Source organism: Brevibacterium sanguinis, assembly GCF_039528855.1.
Taxonomy (GTDB): Bacteria; Actinomycetota; Actinomycetes; order Actinomycetales; family Brevibacteriaceae; genus Brevibacterium; species Brevibacterium sanguinis.
In genome coordinates, this window is record NZ_BAAAMB010000015.1 from 45,590 (window position 1) to 67,258 (window position 21,669).

Here is a 21,669-nt window from a genome sequence, read left to right on the forward strand (position 1 = left end):
GGAGAACGACCATGAACCTCCCCCATATCACCGCCACAGAGGCAATCCGGCTGTTCCGAACGCAACGGCTCTCGCCTGTCGAGCTGCTCGATGCCGTCGTGGCACGCACTCGCGAGACCGAGCCTCTTGTCAACTCAGTCACCGAACAGATGCTCGAGGCTGCGTACCGAGCCGCACGGGAATCTGAGAAGCGCTATCAGGACAAGACGCCGCGACCCCTCGACGGTGTTCCGCTCATGCTCAAGGAAGAGCAGCCGATCACGGGCTATCTCAGTGAGGAAGGATCACTACTTGAGAAGGGCAATGTCGCCGAGGTGACCCACCCCATCGTCGATCGCATCATCACTGCCGGCGCCGTTGTCCATGGCCGGACGACAACGCCCGAGTTCTGTTGCGCCCCAGTGACGCACACTCGCCTCTGGGGCATCACGAGAAATCCCCATAATCCGGAAATGACTCCCGGCGGTTCGTCGGGAGGTTCTGGGGCGGCCCTGGCCTCGGGGTCAACGGTATTGGCAACCGGCTCGGACATCGGCGGTTCGATCCGGATCCCCGCCTCGTACTGCGGTGTGGTCGGCTTCAAACCGCCCTTCGCACGTGTGCCAGGCCTTGCTCCATTCAACGCCGACACCTATTGCGCCGACGGCCCGATGGGTCGCAGCGTGGCCGACGTCGCCCTGTTGCAGAACATCATCGCAGGCCCGTGGGCTGGCGACCCCGCGTCCCTGCGTCCCCGAGTCAGTGTCTCCGGCGATGTCGGCACTTTGAACGGGGTGAGGATCGCACTGAGCTTCGACCTCGGCGGTTATGATCCGGACCCCATTGTGGTCACGCGCACAGAGCAGTTCGCACTGGCGCTGGAGAACGCTGGAGCCAGCGTCGAAGAAGTCGATCTGCCATGGACCCCTGGCAGGGTCCTCGACATCGCGTGGAAGCACTTCGGCGGAATCATGGGCCCCTTCATCGAGTCGATCGGGCGCGACAGTTCGGCAGAGAGTCTCATGCCCTATACACGAGCCTTCATCAACGCCGCTTCGCGAGCGGGGAGCTACGCCGTCGGTCTTGTGGAGGAATCGACCTTCTATCGACCACTAGGCAACCTATTCGAGACTTTCGATGCGCTCGTCTGCCCCACCGTCACAAATACAGGGATGGCCGCAGATGCGACATGCACTGACTCGGCCGACGTCTTCTCTCAGCTGATGACCCTGCCTTTCAACATCGTCGGACGCGTGCCCGTCCTCGCCGTTCCTTCGGGTCGCGCCCCCAACGGAGTCCCCACCGGCGTCCAGATCGTCGGGCGCACGTTCGACGATCCCATGGTCTTCCGAATCGGAGCAGCCGTCGAGGCAGAACTCGGTCTGACCACTGCCGACGACTGGTGGCCGGATCTGTCTCTGAGTTCGACTAACACGCGAAACACGCCTGCAACGGAGTTCCGCGATGATGCCCAGGGGTCGACTGCGACCACGAGCTTGGCGGGTCGGCAATGACCCACACCACGACAGCCAAGAGTTTGATCCCCCAGCTCAATCTGGTCGGCATCGTCGTCTTCGGCATTTCCTACATGGCCCCTTCAGTGGTCATCGCCACATTCGGAGTGATCGCCACACTGTCACAGGGCGCCACCGCAATGGCGTACGTCTTTGCCACTGGCGCCATGGTGCTCACGGCGCTGAGCTATGGCAAACTCGCGCGCGCCTACCCGGCGTCCGGATCGGTCTACACCTATGCTCGCCGCACTCTCGGCAGTCATATCGGCTTCCTTTCCGGATGGACGATCCTCCTCGACTATCTCTTTCTTCCAATGGTTGCGTGGCTGATCACGGCCCTCTACTTCGGCGCTCAGTTTCCCGTCCTGCCGACGTGGATCTGGGGTGTGCTCATCATCGCAACCTGCACCCTCATCAACATCATCGGCCTCAAACTGGCAGACCGCTTCAATCGCGTTCTGCTTCTCATCGTCATGGGCGGGGTCCTCACTCTTATCGGGTTCGGCATCGCATTCGCCTCCGGAAACGGCAATCCAGTCGGACCTGCTGCCTGGCCGGAATCCGCAACCATCTCCGCGATCGCTGCTGGAGCGGCGGTAGCCGCCTATTCCTTCCTCGGATTCGACGCAGTGAGCACGTTGAGCGAGGAGGTGAAGAACCCCACGACGACAGTCCCCCGCGGGATCGTGCTCGTCGTCCTCACCGGAGGGGTGATCTTCGTAGCGACCTCCTTCGTCATGCAATGGGCGCATCCGAGTCTCGACTTCGCCGACCCGGAAACGGCAGGATACGAAGTCCTCACTCTCATCGGTGGCCCGATCTTCGCCGGAATCATCAACTCCACTCTCCTCGTGGGCGGAGTCGCCTCGTGCTTGGCCGTCCAGGCTAGTGGCAGTCGACTGCTCTTCGTCATGGGGCGAGACGGGGTCTTTCCGAAGCGAGTCTTCGGCAGACTCCACAATCGGTTCCGCACCCCCGTATTCAATCTCGTCCTCATTGCCGCCATCGGACTCGCGGGGCAGCTGCTCACCGTGGGCGACGCGACGTCGCTCATCAATTTCGGGGCTTTCCTGGCGTTCGCGGTCGCCAATGCCTGCGTCATCGCCCTCTGGTGGCGACACCCGGATCCGGGATTCAAACGCAGATCTGTGATCGGGTTCGTCGCGCTCCCAGTCCTCGGCATCATCGTCGACGTTTACCTGCTGTTGAATCTGGGGTCGTTGGCGATACTCATCGGATTGGCGTGGTTGGGCCTCGGGGGCGGGTTCTTGGCGGTGCTCACACGAGGCTTCACTCGCCCGCCGCCAGGACTCGACTTTGCAGGCGCGGACGAGGCTTGAGTCCATGCGCCGGTATTCGCACAGCCCACCACATCACCCGGTTCGCAGCCTCGGCCGTTCACTCTTTTCACAGCGACGTCTCGGCGCGATGAAGCGCTGACCTGCAGGGTCCAACAACAGAACACACTATTTCAGGAGGGCAATGATGGCCACTGACACCGAGCTCGAAGACAGACTGAGATCACTTGAATCGTCACACGGACTCGATAGACGATTCTCACCCGGGGACCTGCTTCTGCTCGCCATGCTCACTGTGGCGCTCCCCATCGTGCTCATCGTGATCGGATGGGGAGCGGGATCGTGAGTGTCCAGGCACGACCGCTCACCGGCGAATTCGAAAGCAGCCTTCCCGTCACGCGTGCGGAGAAGACATGGGGACCGCTGGCGATCTTCGGTAACACCTCCTCCGCAGCAGTGGCGACGTGGTGCTTCATCAGCGGAGGTTTCGTCGCAGCTTACCTCGGCGCCACACAAGGGGCCCTGGCCGTCACAGCAGGCACGCTGATCGGGGTATTCATGGTGCTCCTTGCAGCGCTTCCCGCAGCAGGCCGGTATGGGGTCGAGGCCGTGCGTTCGACCAGACCTCTGTTCGGATCGCGCGGTTCCGTTCTTACTGTCGTACTCACCCTGCTCATCCTCATCGGGTGGAATGCCGTACTGACGATCGCACTCGCTGACGCCTCAGCTCTGGCGCTCGCTGAGATGGGATGGCTGACGGAGACGATGATCGGCCCGACCGCCATGATCGTCGCCGTCGGCAGCGCTCTTGTCGTGTTCTTGCTTCTTCGAAAAGGCACAGCCACACTGCGCTGGGCGGGACCGGTCGTTGCTGTCACCGTGCTCATCCTCGCAGTTTGGATCGGCATCATGCTCATCATCCGCTTCGGCATTGACGGCATTCTCAGTGCCGGCGCGCTCGCGCCGCTGCCGGACAACGGCAGCAACTTCATGCTCACCGTCGAACTGGGAATCGCCGGAGGACTGTCGTGGTGGCCCTATGTCGGGGGCCTGACGAGGAACGCCCGCACCACACGAGCAGCCATCGTGCCCAGCGTGCTCGGCCTGGGCGTGATGATGTCCCTCGTCCTCATCATCGGCCTGATCGCAGCCCTGGTGGTGCCGGAGTCTGGCGGTGATCCGACCGGCTATCTCATTGAGATCGGCGGCCCCGTCTTCGGCGTCGTCGCGCTCTCGTTCCTCGCCCTGGCCAACGTCGGAACGATCATGGTTGGAGCCTACTCCGCGGCTCTCGGGCTCAAGCAGATACCGACAATCGACCGCCGGGTCCCGTGGTCGGTCGCAGTTGCCGTTGTCATGCTCCCCGTGCTGGTCATCGCTGTGTTCTTTGCCGACGCCTATATGGCGAACTACGGCGCATTCATCACCTTGGCGGGAATCCTGCTCGGCCCGATCTGCGGAATGCAGATCGTCGACTTCTTCCTCGTGCGCCGGCAGGAGCTTGATATCCGCGCGCTCTACTCAGTGAACGGCTCAGGATCCTACTGGTATTTCGCGGGGATCAATCCCGCAGGAATCGTGGGACTCATAGTCGGAATGGGAACGTATCTGGCACTCCTCGATCCATTCACCTATGTTCCGCCCGTCGACCTGGGCGTGATCGCCGCGGCAGTGCCCGCAGCGATTGCAGCTGGCGTCGTCTATCTCATCATCCTCCGGTTCGTTCCGCGGCTATGGTCCAGCCGACGGATCACCACCGACAGTTGAACTCATGATGAATCGTATTGCCGGCACCGATTCGGTCGGTGCCGGCAATTCGACGAGCAGAACGACTTCGCCGCGATGCCCGTCGCCTCCGCGATCAGATGCTGAGCGTCTCAACCACTCGGATAGTCGTGAGAGCCAACCTAGGCGGTCGAGTAGACTCGTTCACCGCGGATCCATGTCGAGGTTACGCGGCTCTCGTCGATGGAAGCCTCAGCGACGTCAAAGGGGTTGGGACTGATTGTGATGAGGTCGGCGTCGTATCCTCGCCTGATCGTTCCCGTCCGGGACTCCCAGTGATTGACGCGCGCTGCACCTGAGGTGCAGGCAGCGAAGAAGTCAGCGAGTTCGAGCCGCTGCTCATCTCCACCCAAGGGCGGACGATCGGATCCGGGCACCGCCCGGTTCACAGCGACATGGGCCGCGGCGATCGGGTCAGCTGACGAGACCGGCCAGTCACTGCCGGCGGCGAGCGGCGTTTCGCTCCTGACGAGATCCCCGAAGGGATACTGCCTCTTCTGCGCGCTCTCAGGCATGTACGGAAGCGTGAGTTTGTCGATCTGATCCCCATGGCAGGCCCACAGAGCTTGGATGTTTGCGACAGCGCCGAGCCCAGCGAAGCGTGAGACGTCACCAGGGGCGACGACCTGAAGATGCGCAAGATGATGGCGCAGGTCTGTCGGCCCGTTGACCGTCCGCGCAGCCGCGAGGGCGTTGAGTGCGTCATGCACAGCTCGATCCCCGAGTGCATGGAAGTGGATCTGGAAACCGGCCCGGTCGAGAGCGATAGCGTACTCCGCCAGTCTCTCTGATGAGATGAAGCTCTTGCCGCGATTGTGCGTATCTCTGCCGCAGGCATCGCGGTACGGTTCGCGCATCGCCGCCGTGAAGTTCTCCGCAATGCCATCGACCATGATCTTCACGGTGCCGAGACTGTAACGGTCAGCGCGACCAAGCGCAGCGGCATCGGCGCGACCGCGGATGAGGTTGTCGAGCTGCTCGAGCCCTCGGTCACGTTGCCACCATTGGGCACCACGCACCCGGACTCGAAGTGTGCCATCGGCAATTGCACGCTCATAAGCGACCCGGGTATCGGGAAAGCCCGCGTAATCGCCGATGAGGGCGTCTTGCCAGCCGGTGATGCCAAGCGCGATGAGCCGAGTCTGTGCCGCGAGCAGGCCCGCGGTGAGCTTTTCTGCGGACACGGCCGGAAGATGCGCCTCGACGAGTCGGAGTGCGCCTTCGTGGAGAGTACCGGTCGGTGCACCATTCGGAAGCCTTTCGATGACACCGTCAGCGGGGTCGGGAGAGTCCGGGCCGATCCCGGCCAGGGACAGCGCCGCAGAATTGACCCAGAGAGAATGATGATCCCGGCTGTTGAGGGCAACCGGACGATCAGCGATCACGTCGTCGATGAGCAGCGCGGATGGGGCTCCACCCGGAAAATGACCCATCGACCATCCGCCACCAACGATCCATGGCTCATCCGGATGCGCGTCGGCATACGAGGCAATGCGGTCAATGGCCTCAGCGGCACTGCGAGTGTCCGTGAGGTCGCATTGCAGCATTTCGACTCCGCCCTGCACCGGGTGGATGTGTGCGTCCTGGAAGCCGGGCGAGAGGAGACCGCCCTCCAGATCGACCACTATGGTCGATTCACCGACGTACGCCGCCATGCGGGCGTTGGGGATGATATCGCGGATTACGCCGTCCGTGACGACCACCGCCCGATCGCGAAGTGGGGCACCGGACCCGGTGAAGACGGCGCCATTATGGAAGACGACATCAGCAGTGGGGGTCATGACCGTCCTTCGTCGGAAACCAGCGTCAGTGCCACAATACTGATGCGTCATTGTCGGTGTCAACGCCGATGACAGAGGTGCATGATTGTACGATGATCTCGGATCTCACGGGCGGTTCTGATGCCGCCGACCTATGAACGGAGTCGAATCCCATGACGAGCAGAACCCCGGCCAAGTCTGGTGCCAAACCCACTCTGGACAAGGAAGCATTCATCGACGCCGGACTGCGCATGGCTGCCCGCCCCGAGACCACTACCGTGACGAACAGAGCGCTCGGAAAAGAGGTCGGCGTCGATCCGACGGCCGTTTACCGGCATTTCCCGAACAAGGAAGTGCTCATGCGCGCGCTTCTTGATCGCCTGTTTCAGCTCGCATGCTCGAAGGTGACGGTCGACCTGGACCGGTGGGAAGATCGACTCGTCGAGTTCGCTGAGATCACTCTCGACACGTTTCAGGAGTACCCGTCAATTGCGGCAACGGCCACAACGCTGACGACGCAAGGCCCAGGAGAGCTCGACAGTATCGAACTCATTCTCGAATGCTTCCACAGAGCCGGGTTGAGTGGACAAGCGCTAGCTGAGAACTACTCCACATTCGGCGCATATGTGCTTTCCGGTGCAGCCAGCCTCTCGGCTCCGCTGCCTGCGAGCAAGAATGAACGACGCGCATGGTTCTCGGGTGCACTGTCTGCCGATCCTGCCCGATATCCACTGACAGCCTCGATCCGCGATGACATCCTCAGCCTGGATCACCGGGAGATCTACCTCCGCGGGGCTCGCCAACTGGTCAGGTCAGCCGTGGGCCCAGAGGGACTCGAACCCCCGACCCTCTCGGTGTAAACGAGATGCTCTAGCCAACTGAGCTATAGGCCCCAAACGCGCGTGTTCAGTATGTCATATCCCCGACCCGCTGCCGAAACCGCTGACGCCGGGGTCGGCCCCACCCGGGTCAGTCCTGTTGCCGCAGGATCCCGGCGACCACCTCAGCGAAGCGCTCCCCAGCACCCGCGTCCGCGACGTCGAAGAGGGCGCGGTTCTGTTCGATCGCAACCGCACCGAGGGCGAACGACAGCACCGCCGCCGAGGTGGTCGCCCCGAGCCGTGCCGGGGTGAGCCCCACCGGGGTGACGTCGTCCGGGGCGAGCGAGTAGCCGAGCATGAAGATTTCCGCGCCGTCGCGGAACCGCAGCAGCACATCGCGCAACGCAAGAACGGTGACGAGCGGGTCCGCGGTGACCGGGGCGCGGCTGTTCACCTCGGCGCCCATCTTCTTCGCGATGAGCACGAGGAGGTCCTGCTTGTTCTTCACATGCCAGTAGAGCGCGGAGGGCTGAACGTCGAGCTCACGGGCGAGGCGACGCATCGACAGATCGCCCAATCCGTAGCGTGAGAGCACGTCGAGTGCGGTCATCGTGATGCTCTCAGCACTCAGCGCCAATGAGACGTACCTTTCACTTTTCGACATTCCCCGCGCTCGATTTCTCAAATGCGCGATCCCCTGGCTATAGTAGTTGCTGGTCACGGGATATGGCGCAGGTTGGTAGCGCGCCTCGTTCGGGACGAGGAGGTCGTGGGTTCAAATCCCGCTATCCCGACCAAGTGAAATCTCGGGGCATCGCACGCGCGATGCCCCGAGATTCTTTCGTTCTAGAGTGGTTCCCATGCCCACTCCCCAGATCGTCGCCGACATCTCCGAACTCGAGGTTCCACCGCGAGTGTCCGGTTCCGCATGGCGGCTGACCCCACCTGAGCGGGATCTCGACGCGAACATCATCACTCTGCCGGCCGATGACGAGATCCGCGCTCACAACGGCCCTGACCTCGACGTCCTCATCCATGTCCTCTCCGGTTCGGGAACCCTCGAGACGGACGCTGACACCCTCGACCTCGCCCCCGGTCTCATCGTCTGGCTCCCCCGCCGTTCGACCCGCCGATTCATCGCCGGCCCCGACGGCCTCAGCTACTTCTCCGTCCACCAGCGCAAACCGGGACTGAGCATCGGATCACGGCCACCGCTAAGGACCTGAGAGCCACCGGGTGCCGGGCAGAACCCTCACCGCTGCGGTTCAGGGTCGTCCTCACGGGCAAAGGCGATCGCGATGAGCTGCCGGAGGACCGCCTCGTCGATGTCTTCGAGCTTCTTCACATACACGCACCCGGCCCCTTCCGTGTACGTCCCGAGCTTCGGCAGCAGAGCCGCACCGCCCGGTAGGTCCTTGAGTCCGTAGAGCGACAGCTGTGCCTTCCGCGGGGAGAACGCGGTCTTCGGCCACACCCCGTGATTGCGTGGATTGACCGGTGACCGGTAGTGATACTCGCCGTAGCCGACCATCGACGGCCCCCACATCACCGGTTTCACCCCGGTCACCTCGGTGAAGATCTCCTCGAGCCGCTGACCGTCGACACGGCGCTTCGCCGGGGTCGCGGCAGCGATGAAGGCGTGGACATCGGCGTCGGTCGGCTTCGTCTTCTGTTCGGCCATGGATCGATTATCGCCGAGACGGTCGCCCCTGTCAGCCCACGTCGCGTGCTCAGCTCTCCGGCAGCCAGTCCGTGCCGTCCTCGACCCGATAGATGAGGTTCGTCCGCGTATGGGCGACCGCCGGGTAGCGGGTGAGGTAGTCGAGGACGAAGGCCTGGACCGCCTCGGTGTCGGGGGCGACGATGTGGAGGAGATAGTCGTCAGCGCCGGCCATGTGATACATCCGCACGACGCCGGGGAACTTCGGCGCAGCAGCGGTGAAGGCATCGATCTGCGCCCGGTCGTGCTGGGCGAGCCGGATCGAGATGAGCGCCTGGAGCGGAATCCCGAGCGCCGAGGTGTCGATGTCGACGCTGTAGCCGCGGATCACCCCGCTCGAGCGCAGGCGCTTGAGCCGCAGCGACACCGTCGACTCCGAGATCCCGACCTCGGCGGCCAGAGCTGCCCCCGAGGCACGAGCATTCTCACTCAGGGCCGAGAGCAGATGCCGGTCGATGTCATCGAGTTCGATCTTCTGCGACACGGTGCCCGCTCCCCTCAACTGATCCGTCTCGGAGAGTCTACGCACTCAGGGGCGCCCGCTCCCAGCCCGTCGATGCTCCTCGCGGACACTGTGCCCGGTGACGGCTGCCGCTCAGCCCTGTGCGGCGGCTTTCTCCGGGACGGCGGTCGCTGCCGGGGACACGGTGAGTGAGGCCCGCTCGGCGAGGCGGTCGAGGAGCGCGCCGAGCTCCGCGGAGTCGGCGGCATGACCGAAGACGTAGTAGTCGGGGCGCACGACGACGATCGGTGCGCCGATGTCGCGGAACCAGCGCGAGTAGTCGGCGTCGACGTCGACGACGCTGTGCTCCGAATCGAGCTCGGCCCGGCTGACATGCGCGTGGACCATGCCCAGGGCATCGATGATCGCCCTCTGCTCCGCGGTCAGGTCGTCGAGATAGTCACCCCGGGAGGACAGCAGCGTCCACCCCGTGCCGATGACGTCGTCGGCCAGACCGTCCCGGCCCCGTGCCTCCACCCTGGCCTGGAGACCGAGGCGTCCGACCACCTCGGTGCTCTCACCGCCGTCGAGGACGCCCTCGTAGAGCCACGGCAGGACCGGCGGCGGGACGTCTCCGGCGAGGAACGCGGCATCACGGGCCGCGACCTCCTCAGGATCCTTCATGCAGACCACCCGACCGAGCGCCATCGAGGCCTCGATGTAGGCCCGGGCATGAGGGCGCCGTTCGACGGTGTACGCGTCGAGGAGACCCTCGGCCGCGCTCCCGGAGAGCACGAGGTCGAGCTTCCACGCGAGATTGACGGCGTCGCGGAGGCCCGAGGACAGCCCCTGCCCCATGAACGGCGGCATGAGATGAGCGGAATCGCCGATGAGCAGCGTGCGATCCCGGCGGAACGTCGAGGCGATGAGCGAGCGGAAGCCGTAGACCTTCTTCCGCACGATCGTCGCGTTGTCCGCACTCAGCCCCCACCGCGACAACAGGGACCAGATCCTCTCCTCCGTCGCCATCTCCTCGGCACTCTCACCGTCGAGCAGCATGAACTCCCACCGCGCGGTGTGCCGACCGAGCCAACGGAAGAGGGACACCGGGCGCTCCGGGTCGCAGATCTGACCGGCGTCGGGCATGTCGATGACCATGTCGCGATCGTGGGGTTCGATGTCGGTGACGAGCCAGTCCTCCTCGAAGCCGAGGTCCTCCCATTCGATGCCCACCTGCCGGCGGACGAGGGAGTTCGCGCCGTCGGCCCCGATGAGGTACCGCGCTGTCACCGTCTTCTCCTTGCCGGTGGGGGTCAGTCCCGCCTCGGTCTTCTCGACTTCGCGCAGGCGCACCTCGACATGGTCGGGGTGATTGGCCACCTCGGTCGCCTCCCACCCGAGCTCGACCGTGACACTGGGATGCCTGCCGACCGCGTCGAGCACGGCCTCCTCGAGCTCCGGCTGATAGAAGAGGTAGTCCGACTTCCATCCCGAGGGCGTCGGCGCATTCCAATCGATCCGCAGGAGCAGCTCCCCCGCCGCATTCACCCAGTCGTAGTCGGGAATCGGAATGGCCTGCAGGCGGAACGCGTCCGTCGCGCCGATGCCCTGGAGGATCCGCATGATCTCATGATCGAGATGTCCGGCGCGCGGCAGCGGGTAGGTGCCGGGCCACTTGTCGAAGGCAGCGACCGTGTGGCCCTTGGCCCCCAACAGCGCCGCGTGCACCTGTCCGACGGGACCGAATCCGACCTGAATGACATCGACATCAACCATGGGGCAACTCCTCCTTGAGTTGGGTCATCATGTGATATTAAACATAATGATTATGTTCAATGAGCTTAGGGACAAGAGCCGGCCCGGTCAAGACTCGACGACCTTATGGAGACTCCTCTCAGCCGCACCGCGTCGGTGCTCGACGGCGCGGAGCACCGGCGGCAGAATCTGCGGTGCGCGTCACGTCACCGGCGACTTCGTCAAGGATCCTGCCGGAACAGGGTCGAATGCAGAAGATTCTTGATGATTCCTTGCAGTCGTTGAGAGAAACCCGATTGAATTCCGCCATGACCTCTCTCCACCCCGAATCACCCCTTCACCCCGAAACCCGCATGGTCCACGGCGGCATGGACGGCCTCACCGAGGCGGGCGTCCACGTCCCCGCGATCGATCTCTCGACGACGAACCCGGTCGGCGACATCGACACCGGCGGCGAATCGTACGAATGGCTCGCCACCGGCCATCCCCTGCGCGAGAGCGATTCCGCCGTCTACCAGCGCCTGTGGCAGCCCGGCGTCGCCCGCTTCGAAGACGCCCTCGCCGACCTCGAACACGCCGAGGAGGCCGTTGCCTTCGCCACCGGCATGGCGGCCCTGACGGCGGCGCTGCTCGCCGCGGTCAGCGCCGGCACCCCGCACATCGTCGCGGTCCGTCCGCTCTACGGCGGCAGCGACCATCTGCTCGACTCCGGCCTGCTCGGCACCACGGTGACGTGGACGACGCCGGAGGGGATCGCCTCGGCGGTGCGGGACGACACCGGACTCGTCATCGTCGAGACCCCGGCGAACCCGAGCCTCGACCTCGTCGACCTCGATGCCGTCGTCGCGGCGGCGGGCGATGTTCCCGTCCTCGTCGACAACACCTTCTCCACACCCGTCCTCCAGCGCCCGATCCGGCACGGCGCCGTCCTCGTCCTCCACAGTGCGACGAAGTACATCGGCGGGCACGGCGATGCGATGGGCGGGATCATCGCGACGAACTCCGCGTGGGCGACCCGGCTGCGTCAGGTCCGCGCGATCACCGGTGCCCTGCTCCACCCGATGGGCGCCTACCTCCTCCATCGCGGACTGCGCACGCTCGGGGTGCGGATGCGCGCGGCTCAGGCCACTGCGACGCAGCTGGCCGAGCGCCTCAGCGCCCATCCGGCGATCGCCGCGGTCCACTACCCCGGGCTCGAGGGCCAGGATCCGCACGGTCTGCTCGGCCGCCAGATGGCCGGGCCCGGCGCGATGATCGCCCTCGACATCGCCGGCGGCTTCGAGGCGGCCCGCACCTTCGTCGAGAACTGCCGCCTCGTCGTCCACGCCGTCTCCCTCGGCGGCGCCGACACCCTCATCCAACACCCTGCGTCGCTGACCCACCGTCCCGTCGCCTCCGAGGCGAAGCCGGGTGACGGGCTCGTGCGCCTCTCCGTCGGCCTCGAACACGTCGACGACCTCGCCGAGGACCTCTTCACCGCCCTCGACGCCGTCCGCGCGGCCGCGTGAGCAGGCCGTTTGTGGTCACAGACCTGAGGTGCTGGAGCCGAAATCGCTCCTCTCCCTCGGTTCTGTGACCTCAAACGCCGCTGTCGCGCGTCAATGGGTGTTGACATTGACGCGACGTCAACTTCTACGCTGGTTTCCATGGACTGGTCCATACAGGAAACAGCGCGACTGACGGGCACGACGAGCCGGACTCTGCGTCACTACGACGCGATCGGCCTGCTGTCTCCGTCGTCGAGGGCCGCCGGTGGCAGCCGACACTACGACGAGGACGCCCTCGTCCGCCTGCAGAGGATTCTCCTCCTGCGGGAGCTGGGCCTGCCGCTGGGTCGGATCGCGGAGGTGCTCGAGACCACCGCGGATCCGATCACGGCCCTCGAGGACCATGTGCGCGAGCTCGGACGCGAGCGAGCGCGCCTGGAGCGGCAGATCGCCGCCGTCACCGCGACGATGACACGACTGAAAGCAGGTGAACCGCTCATGGCGGAAGAGATGTTCGATGGCTTCGACCATCGAGAGCACGAAGACGAGGTGCGGCAGCGCTGGGGCGATGCCGCCTACGAGACCTCGGAGAAATGGTGGACGGGAATGAACGACGACGAGCGCCGGTCCTGGCAGGACGATGCCCGCAGACTGGCCGCGGACTGGGCAACTGCCGCCGAGGCGGGGGTTGACCCCGATTCGTCCGAAGCGCGGGATCTGTCCCGCCGTCACATCGAGTGGCTGACCTCGGTGCCGGGAACCCCGGCCGCCGACCCCGCCGGCGACACCGACGGCTACGTGCGGGGACTCGCGGAGATGTACGTCGCCGATCCGCGGTTCGCCGCGAACTACGGCGGTGAGCAGGGTGCGGAGTTCGTCCGCGCCGCGCTCGTGTCCTACCTCGACGCGAACTGACGCTCACCGCGTGCTGAGTGCGCTGAGCTCCGAAAGAGCTCAGCGCCCGCAACGCTCAGGACTGCTGGGACAGGGCCTGCCGAATCTTCTCGGCGGGCCCTTCCAGCGTCTGCGCGCCCTGCATCGGGGCCCGGTCGGAGATGTCGAAATCGGCCATCGACGTCGTCGGCCACACATGGATGTGGACGTGGGGCACCTCGTAGCCGACGATCATCATCCCGATCCGCTCGCACTCGAACGCGGCCTCCTGAGCACGGCCGATCCGCTTCGCGACATTCATGAGGTGATCGAGGAGGTCGTCGTCGAGGTCCGTCCACGCGGAGATCTCCTCGCGCGGGACGACCATCGCATGTCCCTCGGTGAGCGGGGAGACGTCGAGGAACGCGACGCACCGGTCGTCCTCGTAGACGAATGCTCCGGGGATCTCTCCGTTGATGATCTTCGTGAAGATCGTGGCCATGGCGGTCCTCCTCGGTCGAGGGCCGCTGCTGCGCGGCCCGGTGTGATGCGGTCGCCGGGCTGCCGGTGGGTCAGGCGATGCCGGCGGCGATGCGGGCCTCGATCGCGAAGTCCCGGGTCTCGGTGCGTGCGACCTGGCGGCCGCTTTCGATCGTACCGGCTTTCGTGATGACGAACACACCGCGCTCGGCGACCCCGTGGTCCTCGTCGAAGACGCCGTAGGCGCGCGCCACGGCACCGTGGGGCCAGAAGTCCGAGCCGATCGAGAGATTCACGCCGCGTTCGACGCCCCACGCCGCCAGCGTGTACTTCGCATCCGCGGTGATCGCGATGACGGTGAGGTCATCGCCTGCCGCATCGGCGTCGTCCTGGACGTCCTGCAGGGCCCGGATCTCGTCGCCGCACACCGGGGAGAACGCATAGGGCAGGAACGCGAGGATGACCACGGAGCTGCCGGTCGCCTCGGCGAGGGTGATGGTCCGGCCGAACTGATCGGTCACGGAGAAGTCGGGAGCCCGGTCACCGGGCCCGGGAATCATGGACGGCCCGCGCTCACGAGTAGTTCTTCTTGCCGACGAGGCGGAAGCCTGCCCAGTCCTCGGCCGCGGACACGGTCGAGGTGACGTGCATGCCGGCGGTCGGCGCCGCTTCGGAGATCTCTGCCGGGGTGATGTGGCCGGGTCGGTTGGCCTTGGGAGTGAGCAGCCACACGACCCCTCCGTCCTTGAGGGTGACCTGAGCGTCGACGAGCCCGTCGATGAGGTCGTCGTCATCGGACCTCCACCACATGAGGATGACGTCGAACACGTCATCGACGTCGCCGTCGGCGATCTTCTCTCCGATGATGGTCTCGATCGCCTGGCACAGATCAAGGTCGACGTCGTCGTCGTAGCCGATTTCTTGCACATAGTCCCCCGCTGCCAATCCGAGATTGTGTCCCAGTTCGGTCGGCAGGGTCGACGTGGAAGAGGTCCTTTCAGAAGCGGAGTTGCTCATACTCACATTGTTCCGCCATTTGCAGACGGGGGCAAATGTCGGCGCGCCCGTTCTCCCGGCCGTTCTGCGGATTCCGTCGTCGTCATCCAGATCACAGGAGACGGCAGAGCGAAGACGGCCGCCGCGTACTAGGCTGGAATCGAATCCGGTGGACCCTGGGCTCTGTGTCATCACCCGAACCGCATTCCATCGGCAGAACGCGACTTCGCCACCAATGCAGGTCGCGGAGGGAAGAGAGGACCACACTGTGGACAATCGCAATCAGGGCGGACCGATACTCAACGGGCTGCCAAGCCAGGTGCCTGACATCGATCCAGAGGAGACAGAGGAGTGGTTGGCCTCTCTCGACTCCCTCATCGATGAAGGCGGGCGCTCGCGCGCACGCTACGTCATGCTGCGGATGCTCGAGCGCTCGCGTCAGAAGCAGATCGGCGTGCCCAGCCTCACCGCCACCGACTACGTCAACACGATCGGACCTGAGAACGAACCCTGGTTCCCCGGTGACGAAGAGGTCGAACGCCGCTACCGCCGGTGGAACCGCTGGAATGCCGCGATGCTCGTCCACCGCGCCCAACGCCCCGGCATCGAGGTCGGCGGCCACATCTCCACCTACGCCTCCTCGGCGACTCTCTACGAAGTCGGTCTCAACCACTTCTTCCGCGGCAAGGACCACCCCGGCGGCGGCGACCACATCTTCTATCAGGGACACGCCTCCCCCGGCATGTACGCCCGCGCCTTCCTCGAAGGCCGGATGACCGAGGAGGAGCTCGACGGATTCCGTCAGCAGCAGTCCCACCTCATCGACGGCAAGCCCGCCGGCCTCCCGTCCTACCCTCACCCGCGCCAGCTCGAGGACTTCTGGGAGCACCCGACGGTCTCGATGGGCCTCGGCCCGATGAACGCGATCGCCCAGGCCCAGTTCGACAAGTACCTCCACAACCGGGGGATCAAGGACACCTCGCAGCAGCAGACGTGGGCGTTCCTCGGCGACGGTGAGCTCGACGAGCCCGAGAGCCGCGGCATGCTCCACGTCGCCGCCTACGAGGAGCTCGACAACCTCAACTTCGTCATCAACTGCAACCTGCAGCGACTCGACGGACCGGTGCGCGGCAACGGCAAGATCATCCAGGAGCTCGAAGCGTACTTCCGCGGGGCCGGCTGGAACGTCATCAAGGTCGTCTGGGGCCGCGAGTGGGATGCGCTGCTGGCCAAGGACCGCGACGGCGCCCTCGTCAACCTCATGAACGAGACCCCCGACGGTGACTACCAGACCTACAAGGGCGAGTCCGGCGGGTTCGTGCGCGACAACTTCTTCGGCCGCGATCCGCGGACGAAGGCGATGGTCGAGAACTACTCCGACGAGCAGATCTGGCAGCTCAAGCGCGGCGGCCACGACTACCGCAAGGTCTACGCCGCCTACAAGGCCGCGTTCGAGCACACCGGTCAGCCCACCGTCATCCTCGTCAAGACCGTCAAGGGCTACTCGCTCGGTCCGCACTTCGAGGCGCGCAACGCGACGCACCAGATGAAGAAGATGACGATCGACGACCTCAAGCTCGCCCGCGATCACTTCCAGATCCCGATCTCCGACAAGGAGCTCGAGGAGAACCCGAAGCTGCCTCCGTACTACCACCCGGGACCCGACGCCCCGGAGATCAAGTACCTCCAGCAGCGGCGCGCCGACCTCGGCGGGTACTCCCCCGAACGGCGCAGCACGTACGTCGACCTCGCCCTGCCCGGCGACAAGGCCTACGAGGCCGGACGCCGCGGCTCGGGCAAGCAGACGATTGCGACGACCATGGGCTTCGTCCGCGTCCTCAAGGACCTCATGCGCGACAAGGAGTTCGGCAAGCGCATCGTGCCGATCATCCCCGATGAGGCCCGCACCTTCGGCATGGACTCGTTCTTCCCGACGGCGAAGATCTACAACCCGCACGGACAGAACTACATCTCCGTCGACCGGGACCTGTTCCTCGCCTACAAGGAGGCGATGGACGGACAGCTCCTCCACGTCGGCATCAACGAGGCCGGCGCGACGGCGGCCCTGACCGCGGTCGGCACCTCGTACGCCACGCACGGCGAGCCGATGATCCCGTTCTACATCTTCTACTCGATGTTCGGGTTCCAGCGCACCGGTGACTTCTTCTGGGCCGCCGGCGACCAGATGGCCCGCGGCTTCGTCCTCGGCGCCACCGCCGGACGCACGACGCTCGTGGCCGAGGGACTCCAGCACGGTGACGGCCACTCGCACCTGCTCTCCTCGACGTACCCGTCGGTGATCTCCTACGACCCGGCCTACGTCTACGAGATCTCCCACATCGTCAAGGACGGACTCAACCGGATGTACGGGCCCGATGACGGCCGTGATCCGAACGTCCTCTACTACCTGACGATGTACAACGAGCCGATGGTCCAGCCGGCCGAACCCGAGGACCTCGACGTCGACGGCCTGCTGCGGGGCATGTACCTGCTCAAGAAGGGTCCCGACAACGGGGGTCCGAAGGTTCAGCTCATGGCCTCGGGCGTCGGTGTGCCGTGGGCGCTGGAGGCCCAGGAGCTCCTCGAGAAGGACTGGGGCGTGTCCGCCGACGTGTGGTCGGTGACCTCGTGGACCGAGCTGCGCCGCGACGGCCTCGCCGCCGACGATGCGCGTCTGCTCGACCCCGAGGCCGAGCCGCGGATCCCGTTCGTCACCGAGAAGCTCCTCGACGCCTCGGGTCCGGTCATCGCGACCTCGGACTTCATGCGGGCCGTGCCCGACCAGATCCGGCAGTACGTGCCCAACCACTTCACGTCGCTGGGCACCGACGGCTACGCGATCTCGGACACCCGTCCCGCGGCGCGCCGGTACTACCTCGTCGACGGTCCCTCGATGGCGACCCAGGCGCTCATCTCGCTTGCCGACACCGGGGTGATCCCGATCGACAAGGCCGCCGAGGCGGCGAAGAAGTACCAGCTCGATGATCCGCGGGCGGGCGCCTCCGGTTCGACCGAGGGTGCCGGTGCGTGAGCCTGAACAGGTGAGCAGCCGCACACGCTGAGTGACGGAGATGGCCGGAGTCGACAGGACTCCGGCCATTTCTGTCCCCGATGACAGATTTTTGTGCGTTTCGCACAAGCGTTTTGTCTCAAGGCCTTTAAGCTGGAGTCCATGACCTCCGACACTGAGACTCTCCGTCGGCGAGCGGAGACGGGTCGACGTCTGCGCGCAGGCGTCGGCGTCCTCTCCACCGTGACCCTGCAGCGACTCGACACCCGGCTGCCCTGGTACCGCTCGATGTCACCATCGGATCGCTCCTGGGTCGGGCTCCTCGCCCAGTCGGGCATCAGCTCGTTCATCGACTGGTACCGCCAGCCCGACACCGATCTGCGGGTCGTCAGCGAGATCTTCAAGTCCGCTCCCCGCGACCTCATCCGCGCCATCAGCCTCCAGCAGACCCTCCAGCTGCTCAAGGTCGTCGTCGAAGTCGTCGAGGAGCGCGTGCCCGACATCGCCCGCACCGCCGAGCAGCCGGCGCTGCGCGAAGCCGTGCTCATCTACTCCCGCGAGATCGCGTTCGCCGCGGCCGACGTCTACGCCCGGGCTGCGGAGGCCCGCGGCAGCTGGGACGCCCGCCTCGAGGCGATGGTCGTCGACGCCCTCGTGCGCGGGGACTCCGTCGACGAACTCGCCAGCCGCACCGCCGCCTTCGGGTGGCAGTCCGAGGAACCGGTCACCGTCCTCGTCGGCCGCGCCCCGCAGCGGTCGGCGAAGAAGGGCATCGAGGTCATCCGCCGCAAGGCCCGGAAATGGGCCGAGGACGCCCTCGTCGGCATCCACGACAACCGTCTCCTCATCGTCCTCGGCGGAGTCAGCGACCTCGACACCGCGGTCGAGGACCTCTCGGACTGCTTCGGCCCCTCCGAGGTCATCGTCGGTCCCAGCGTGCCGACGCTCGCCGAGGCGGCCACCTCGGCGAAGGCGGCGATCATGGCGCTCAAGGCCGCCACCGCCCGTCCCGACTCCCCGCGCCCGGTCAAGGCCGACGAGCTCCTGCCCGAACGGGCTCTGGCCGGCGATGCCGTGGCCCTGGGCGAGCTCATCGCCCGCTACTACGAGCCGCTGACCTCGGGCACCGGCCAGCTGCTCAAGACCGTGAGCGCCTACGTCGAGTTCGGCTCCTCCCTCGAAGCCACCGCGAAGGCCCTGTCCGTCCACCCCAACACCGTCCGGTACCGGCTGCGGAAGATCACCGAGGCGATCGGGCTCGATCCCACGGTCTCCCGGGACGCGTTCGTCATCCACATCGCATTGGTGTACGGACGACTGTCAGATGCCGGGCTATTGTCGCAAGGCGACAAAACGCAATGACGCCCGACAACCATCCGTTAGATTGAACAGCGACGTCGAACGAAAAGAGATTCTCAGTGCTAGTCATCACGTGCCCAGGTCAGGGCGCCCAGAAGTCAGGCTTCCTCGAGTCCTTCCTCGAACTCGAGACCTTCTCAGCACAGATCGATGAACTCGCCGCCGCGTCGGGCATCGACCTGCGCGCGCACGGCACGACCTCCGATGACGAGACGATCAAGGACACCGCGCTCGCGCAGCCGCTGCTCGTCGCCGCGGCCATCGCCTGCGCCGCCGAGCTCGGCGTCACCCCCGACGTCGTCGCCGGCCACTCCGTCGGTGAGATCGCCGCCGCGCAGATCGCCGGCATCCTCACCCCCGCCGATGCCATGCGCTTCGTCGCCGTGCGCGGCGCCGGCATGGCCGAGGCCGCAGCCGCCACGCCGACCGGCATGTCCGCCGTCGTCGGCGGGGAGCCCGCGGACGTCCTCGCCGCGATCGACGCCGCCGGTGCGGCACCGGCCAACGTCAACGGCGGCGGCCAGACCGTGGCCGCCGGTGCACTGCCGAACCTCGAGGCCCTCGCGGAGAACCCGCCCGAGCGCGCCCGGGTCATCCCGCTGCCCGTCGCCGGAGCCTTCCACACCGAGTACATGGCGCCGGCCGTGCCGACGCTGACGGAGACCGCGGCCGAGCTCACCGTGACCGATCCGAGCCTGCCGATCCTCACGAACTCCGACGGCAGCGTCGTCGACAGCGGCGCCGCCTACGTCGACCTCCTCGTCTCCCAGGTGACCAACCCGGTGCGCTGGGACCTCTGCCAGGAGACGCTGCAGCGCCTCGGCGTCACCGGGCTCATCGAGCTCGTCCCCGGCGGCACGCTCACCGGCATCGCCCGCCGGGCGCTCAAGGGCGTCGAGACCTACCCGATCAAGTCAGCCGCCGACCTCGACGGTGCGCGTGAGTTCGCGGCCGCCCATGCAGGCGCCGCGGCCAACGCCGGAGAAGAAGGATGACCACCGCCATGCCCACACTCAACACCGCACAGACCGGCCGGTTCTCGAAGATCGCCGGGATCGGCGCCTACCGCGCCGAGAACCTCGTGACCAACGACGAGATCGCCGGTCCGATCAACTCCTCGGACGAGTGGATCCGGCAGCGCACCGGCATCGTCACCCGCCGCCGGGCCAGCAAGGACGTCGGCGTGCTCGAGATGTGCGAAGAGGCGGCCCTCGAGGCGATCGCCTCGGCGGGACTCAAGCCCGAGGACATCGGCGGCGTCATCATCTCCACGGTGACCTTCCCCTACTTCACGCCCTCGGCTGCCGCTGCGCTCACCGACCGCATCGGCACCGGACCGGTGCCCGCCTGGGACATCAGCGCCGCGTGCGCCGGCTACTGCTACGGCATCGCCCAGGCCGATGCGCTCGTGCGCGCCGGCACGATGGACAACGTCCTCGTCATCGGCGCCGAGAAGCTCTCCGACGTCATCGATCCCACCGACCGGTCGATCTCCTTCATCCTCGGCGACGGGGCCGGCGCAGTCGTCGTCACCTCGGCCGATGAGCCGGGCATCTCGAAGACCGTGTGGGGGTCGAAGGGCGAGAACTGGTCGACGATCCGGATGACCGAATCGCTCATGGACGTCCGCGACGACCGCGACCTGCCGTTCCCCACCCTGCGCCAGGACGGGCCCACCGTCTTCCGCTGGGCGGTGTGGGACGGCGCCGAGGTGGCCAAGAAGGCCCTCGAGGAATCGGGGGTCGAGGCCTCCGACCTCGCCGCCTTCATCCCCCACCAGGCGAACATGCGCATCATCGACGAACTCGCCAAGCAGCTGGGACTGCCCGAGTCCGTCGTCATCGCCCGTGACATCGCCGACAACGGCAACACCTCGGCGGCCTCGATCCCGCTGGCCACCGAGCGTCTCCTGCGCGAACAGCCCGAACTCAGCGGCGGACTCGCCCTGCAGATGGGATTCGGCGCCGGACTCGTCTACGGCGCCCAGGTCGTTCGCCTGCCCTGAGCGCCCGTGGCGCGGGCGAAATCACCGCGCGAATGACCTAAGATATTCGGCGGGACACTCGTCGATACCGTTCCAATCCGACCGGGGACATCTCGGTTGTCACTAGAAAGTAGGAAAGAAATGGCATTCACCGAAGCTGAAGTCCTCTCCGGACTGGCAGAGATCGTCAACGAAGAGACCGGCCTGGCCGTCGAGGCCGTCGAGCCCTCCAAGTCGTTCACCGACGATCTCGACATCGACTCGATCTCCATGATGACGATCGTCGTCAACGCCGAGAAGAAGTTCGGCGTGAAGATCCCGGACGACGACGTCAAGGACCTCGTCACCGTCCAGGATGCCGTCGACTACATCAACAAGGCCCAAGAAGCCTGAACATCTGAGGACG

At 65.7% G+C, this 21,669-nt stretch carries 20 protein-coding genes and 2 tRNA genes; 13 read left to right on the forward strand and 9 right to left on the reverse strand.

Going from position 1 to position 21,669, the window contains the following annotated elements:
• The first annotated feature begins 11 nt into the window (after window positions 1–11).
• The 3 genes from ABD154_RS15745 to ABD154_RS15755 all read left to right on the forward strand — a co-directional run bounded on the left by ABD154_RS15745 (window position 12) and on the right by ABD154_RS15755 (window position 4,558).
• Complete coding sequence (locus tag ABD154_RS15745; protein ID WP_198498711.1) at window positions 12–1,493, forward strand: amidase; 1,482 nt, start codon at window positions 12–14, stop codon at window positions 1,491–1,493.
• Complete coding sequence (locus ABD154_RS15750; RefSeq protein ID WP_198498710.1) at window positions 1,490–2,833, forward strand: APC family permease; 1,344 nt, start codon at window positions 1,490–1,492, stop codon at window positions 2,831–2,833. The genes ABD154_RS15745 and ABD154_RS15750 overlap by 4 nt, the downstream gene beginning before the upstream one ends.
• 300 nt (window positions 2,834–3,133) lie before the next feature.
• Window positions 3,134–4,558, forward strand: coding sequence for a cytosine permease (locus ABD154_RS15755; protein ID WP_198498709.1), 1,425 nt, complete (start codon window positions 3,134–3,136; stop codon window positions 4,556–4,558).
• Window positions 4,559–4,698: 140 nt separating this feature from the next.
• On the opposite strand, the gene ABD154_RS15760 is transcribed toward ABD154_RS15755, so the two are convergent.
• On the reverse strand, window positions 4,699–6,357 hold the full coding sequence (locus ABD154_RS15760; RefSeq protein WP_198498708.1) for an amidohydrolase: 1,659 nt from the start codon (window positions 6,355–6,357) through the stop codon (window positions 4,699–4,701).
• A 152-nt stretch (window positions 6,358–6,509) separates the two neighbouring features.
• On the opposite strand from ABD154_RS15760, the gene ABD154_RS18000 reads away from it, so the two are divergent.
• Window positions 6,510–7,196, forward strand: a complete 687-nt coding sequence (locus ABD154_RS18000; RefSeq protein ID WP_376872352.1) for a TetR/AcrR family transcriptional regulator — start codon at window positions 6,510–6,512, stop codon at window positions 7,194–7,196.
• On the opposite strand, the gene ABD154_RS15765 is transcribed toward ABD154_RS18000, so the two are convergent.
• A tRNA-Val gene (locus ABD154_RS15765) sits at window positions 7,156–7,229 on the reverse strand. The two genes, ABD154_RS18000 and ABD154_RS15765, sit on opposite strands and share 41 nt — an antisense overlap.
• Window positions 7,230–7,305: 76 nt before the next feature.
• Window positions 7,306–7,767, reverse strand: a complete 462-nt coding sequence (locus tag ABD154_RS15770; protein ID WP_232623591.1) for a TetR family transcriptional regulator — start codon at window positions 7,765–7,767, stop codon at window positions 7,306–7,308.
• Window positions 7,768–7,877: 110 nt separating this feature from the next.
• Between ABD154_RS15770 and ABD154_RS15775 the strand changes: the two genes are divergently transcribed.
• A tRNA-Pro gene (locus ABD154_RS15775) sits at window positions 7,878–7,954 on the forward strand.
• 63 nt (window positions 7,955–8,017) lie between these two features.
• Window positions 8,018–8,383, forward strand: a complete 366-nt coding sequence (locus tag ABD154_RS15780) for a cupin domain-containing protein (RefSeq protein WP_198498706.1) — start codon at window positions 8,018–8,020, stop codon at window positions 8,381–8,383.
• A gap of 26 nt (window positions 8,384–8,409) precedes the next feature.
• On the opposite strand, the gene ABD154_RS15785 is transcribed toward ABD154_RS15780, so the two are convergent.
• The 3 genes from ABD154_RS15785 to mhpA all read right to left on the reverse strand — a co-directional run bounded on the left by ABD154_RS15785 (window position 8,410) and on the right by mhpA (window position 11,095).
• Window positions 8,410–8,838, reverse strand: a complete 429-nt coding sequence (locus tag ABD154_RS15785) for a DUF1801 domain-containing protein (protein ID WP_198498705.1) — start codon at window positions 8,836–8,838, stop codon at window positions 8,410–8,412.
• Window positions 8,839–8,887: 49 nt separating this feature from the next.
• Window positions 8,888–9,361, reverse strand: coding sequence for an Lrp/AsnC family transcriptional regulator (locus tag ABD154_RS15790; RefSeq protein WP_198498704.1), 474 nt, complete (start codon window positions 9,359–9,361; stop codon window positions 8,888–8,890).
• 111 nt (window positions 9,362–9,472) lie between these two features.
• Entirely contained in the window at window positions 9,473–11,095 is a 1,623-nt protein-coding gene (gene mhpA, locus ABD154_RS15795; protein WP_198498703.1) for a bifunctional 3-(3-hydroxy-phenyl)propionate/3-hydroxycinnamic acid hydroxylase MhpA, read from the reverse strand.
• Window positions 11,096–11,382: 287 nt separating this feature from the next.
• Here mhpA and ABD154_RS15800 point away from each other — a divergent pair, with 287 nt between their 5' ends.
• Together ABD154_RS15800 and ABD154_RS15805 are read left to right on the forward strand one after the other, a co-directional pair.
• On the forward strand, window positions 11,383–12,582 hold the full coding sequence (locus tag ABD154_RS15800) for a trans-sulfuration enzyme family protein (RefSeq protein WP_198498702.1): 1,200 nt from the start codon (window positions 11,383–11,385) through the stop codon (window positions 12,580–12,582).
• Between the two features lie 138 nt (window positions 12,583–12,720).
• Window positions 12,721–13,476, forward strand: a complete 756-nt coding sequence (locus ABD154_RS15805; protein WP_198498701.1) for a MerR family transcriptional regulator — start codon at window positions 12,721–12,723, stop codon at window positions 13,474–13,476.
• Window positions 13,477–13,531: 55 nt separating this feature from the next.
• Here ABD154_RS15805 and ABD154_RS15810 read toward each other — a convergent pair whose 3' ends face one another.
• The 3 genes from ABD154_RS15810 to ABD154_RS15820 all read right to left on the reverse strand — a co-directional run bounded on the left by ABD154_RS15810 (window position 13,532) and on the right by ABD154_RS15820 (window position 14,931).
• Window positions 13,532–13,936, reverse strand: coding sequence for an HIT family protein (locus ABD154_RS15810; protein ID WP_198498700.1), 405 nt, complete (start codon window positions 13,934–13,936; stop codon window positions 13,532–13,534).
• A 70-nt stretch (window positions 13,937–14,006) separates the two neighbouring features.
• Window positions 14,007–14,474 (reverse strand): redoxin domain-containing protein, encoded by a 468-nt coding sequence (locus ABD154_RS15815; protein WP_198498699.1) that lies wholly within the window; start codon window positions 14,472–14,474, stop codon window positions 14,007–14,009.
• Between the two features lie 13 nt (window positions 14,475–14,487).
• Window positions 14,488–14,931 (reverse strand): DUF3052 domain-containing protein, encoded by a 444-nt coding sequence (locus tag ABD154_RS15820; protein WP_232623589.1) that lies wholly within the window; start codon window positions 14,929–14,931, stop codon window positions 14,488–14,490.
• Between the two features lie 214 nt (window positions 14,932–15,145).
• Between ABD154_RS15820 and aceE the strand changes: the two genes are divergently transcribed.
• From aceE to ABD154_RS15845, 5 genes are all read left to right on the forward strand, one after another.
• Window positions 15,146–17,941 carry a pyruvate dehydrogenase (acetyl-transferring), homodimeric type gene (gene aceE, locus ABD154_RS15825; RefSeq protein ID WP_232623588.1) on the forward strand — a complete coding sequence of 932 codons (2,796 nt, stop codon included), beginning with the start codon at window positions 15,146–15,148 and terminating at the stop codon, window positions 17,939–17,941.
• A 141-nt stretch (window positions 17,942–18,082) separates the two neighbouring features.
• Window positions 18,083–19,282, forward strand: coding sequence for a PucR family transcriptional regulator (locus tag ABD154_RS15830; RefSeq protein ID WP_198498697.1), 1,200 nt, complete (start codon window positions 18,083–18,085; stop codon window positions 19,280–19,282).
• Window positions 19,283–19,338: 56 nt separating this feature from the next.
• Window positions 19,339–20,274: an ACP S-malonyltransferase gene (locus ABD154_RS15835; protein WP_198498696.1), complete on the forward strand. Its 936-nt coding sequence runs from the start codon at window positions 19,339–19,341 to the stop codon at window positions 20,272–20,274.
• A gap of 8 nt (window positions 20,275–20,282) precedes the next feature.
• Window positions 20,283–21,284, forward strand: coding sequence for a beta-ketoacyl-ACP synthase III (locus ABD154_RS15840; RefSeq protein ID WP_137825492.1), 1,002 nt, complete (start codon window positions 20,283–20,285; stop codon window positions 21,282–21,284).
• Window positions 21,285–21,404: 120 nt separating this feature from the next.
• Entirely contained in the window at window positions 21,405–21,656 is a 252-nt protein-coding gene (locus ABD154_RS15845) for an acyl carrier protein (RefSeq protein WP_137825491.1), read from the forward strand.
• Window positions 21,657–21,669 lie beyond the last annotated feature (13 nt).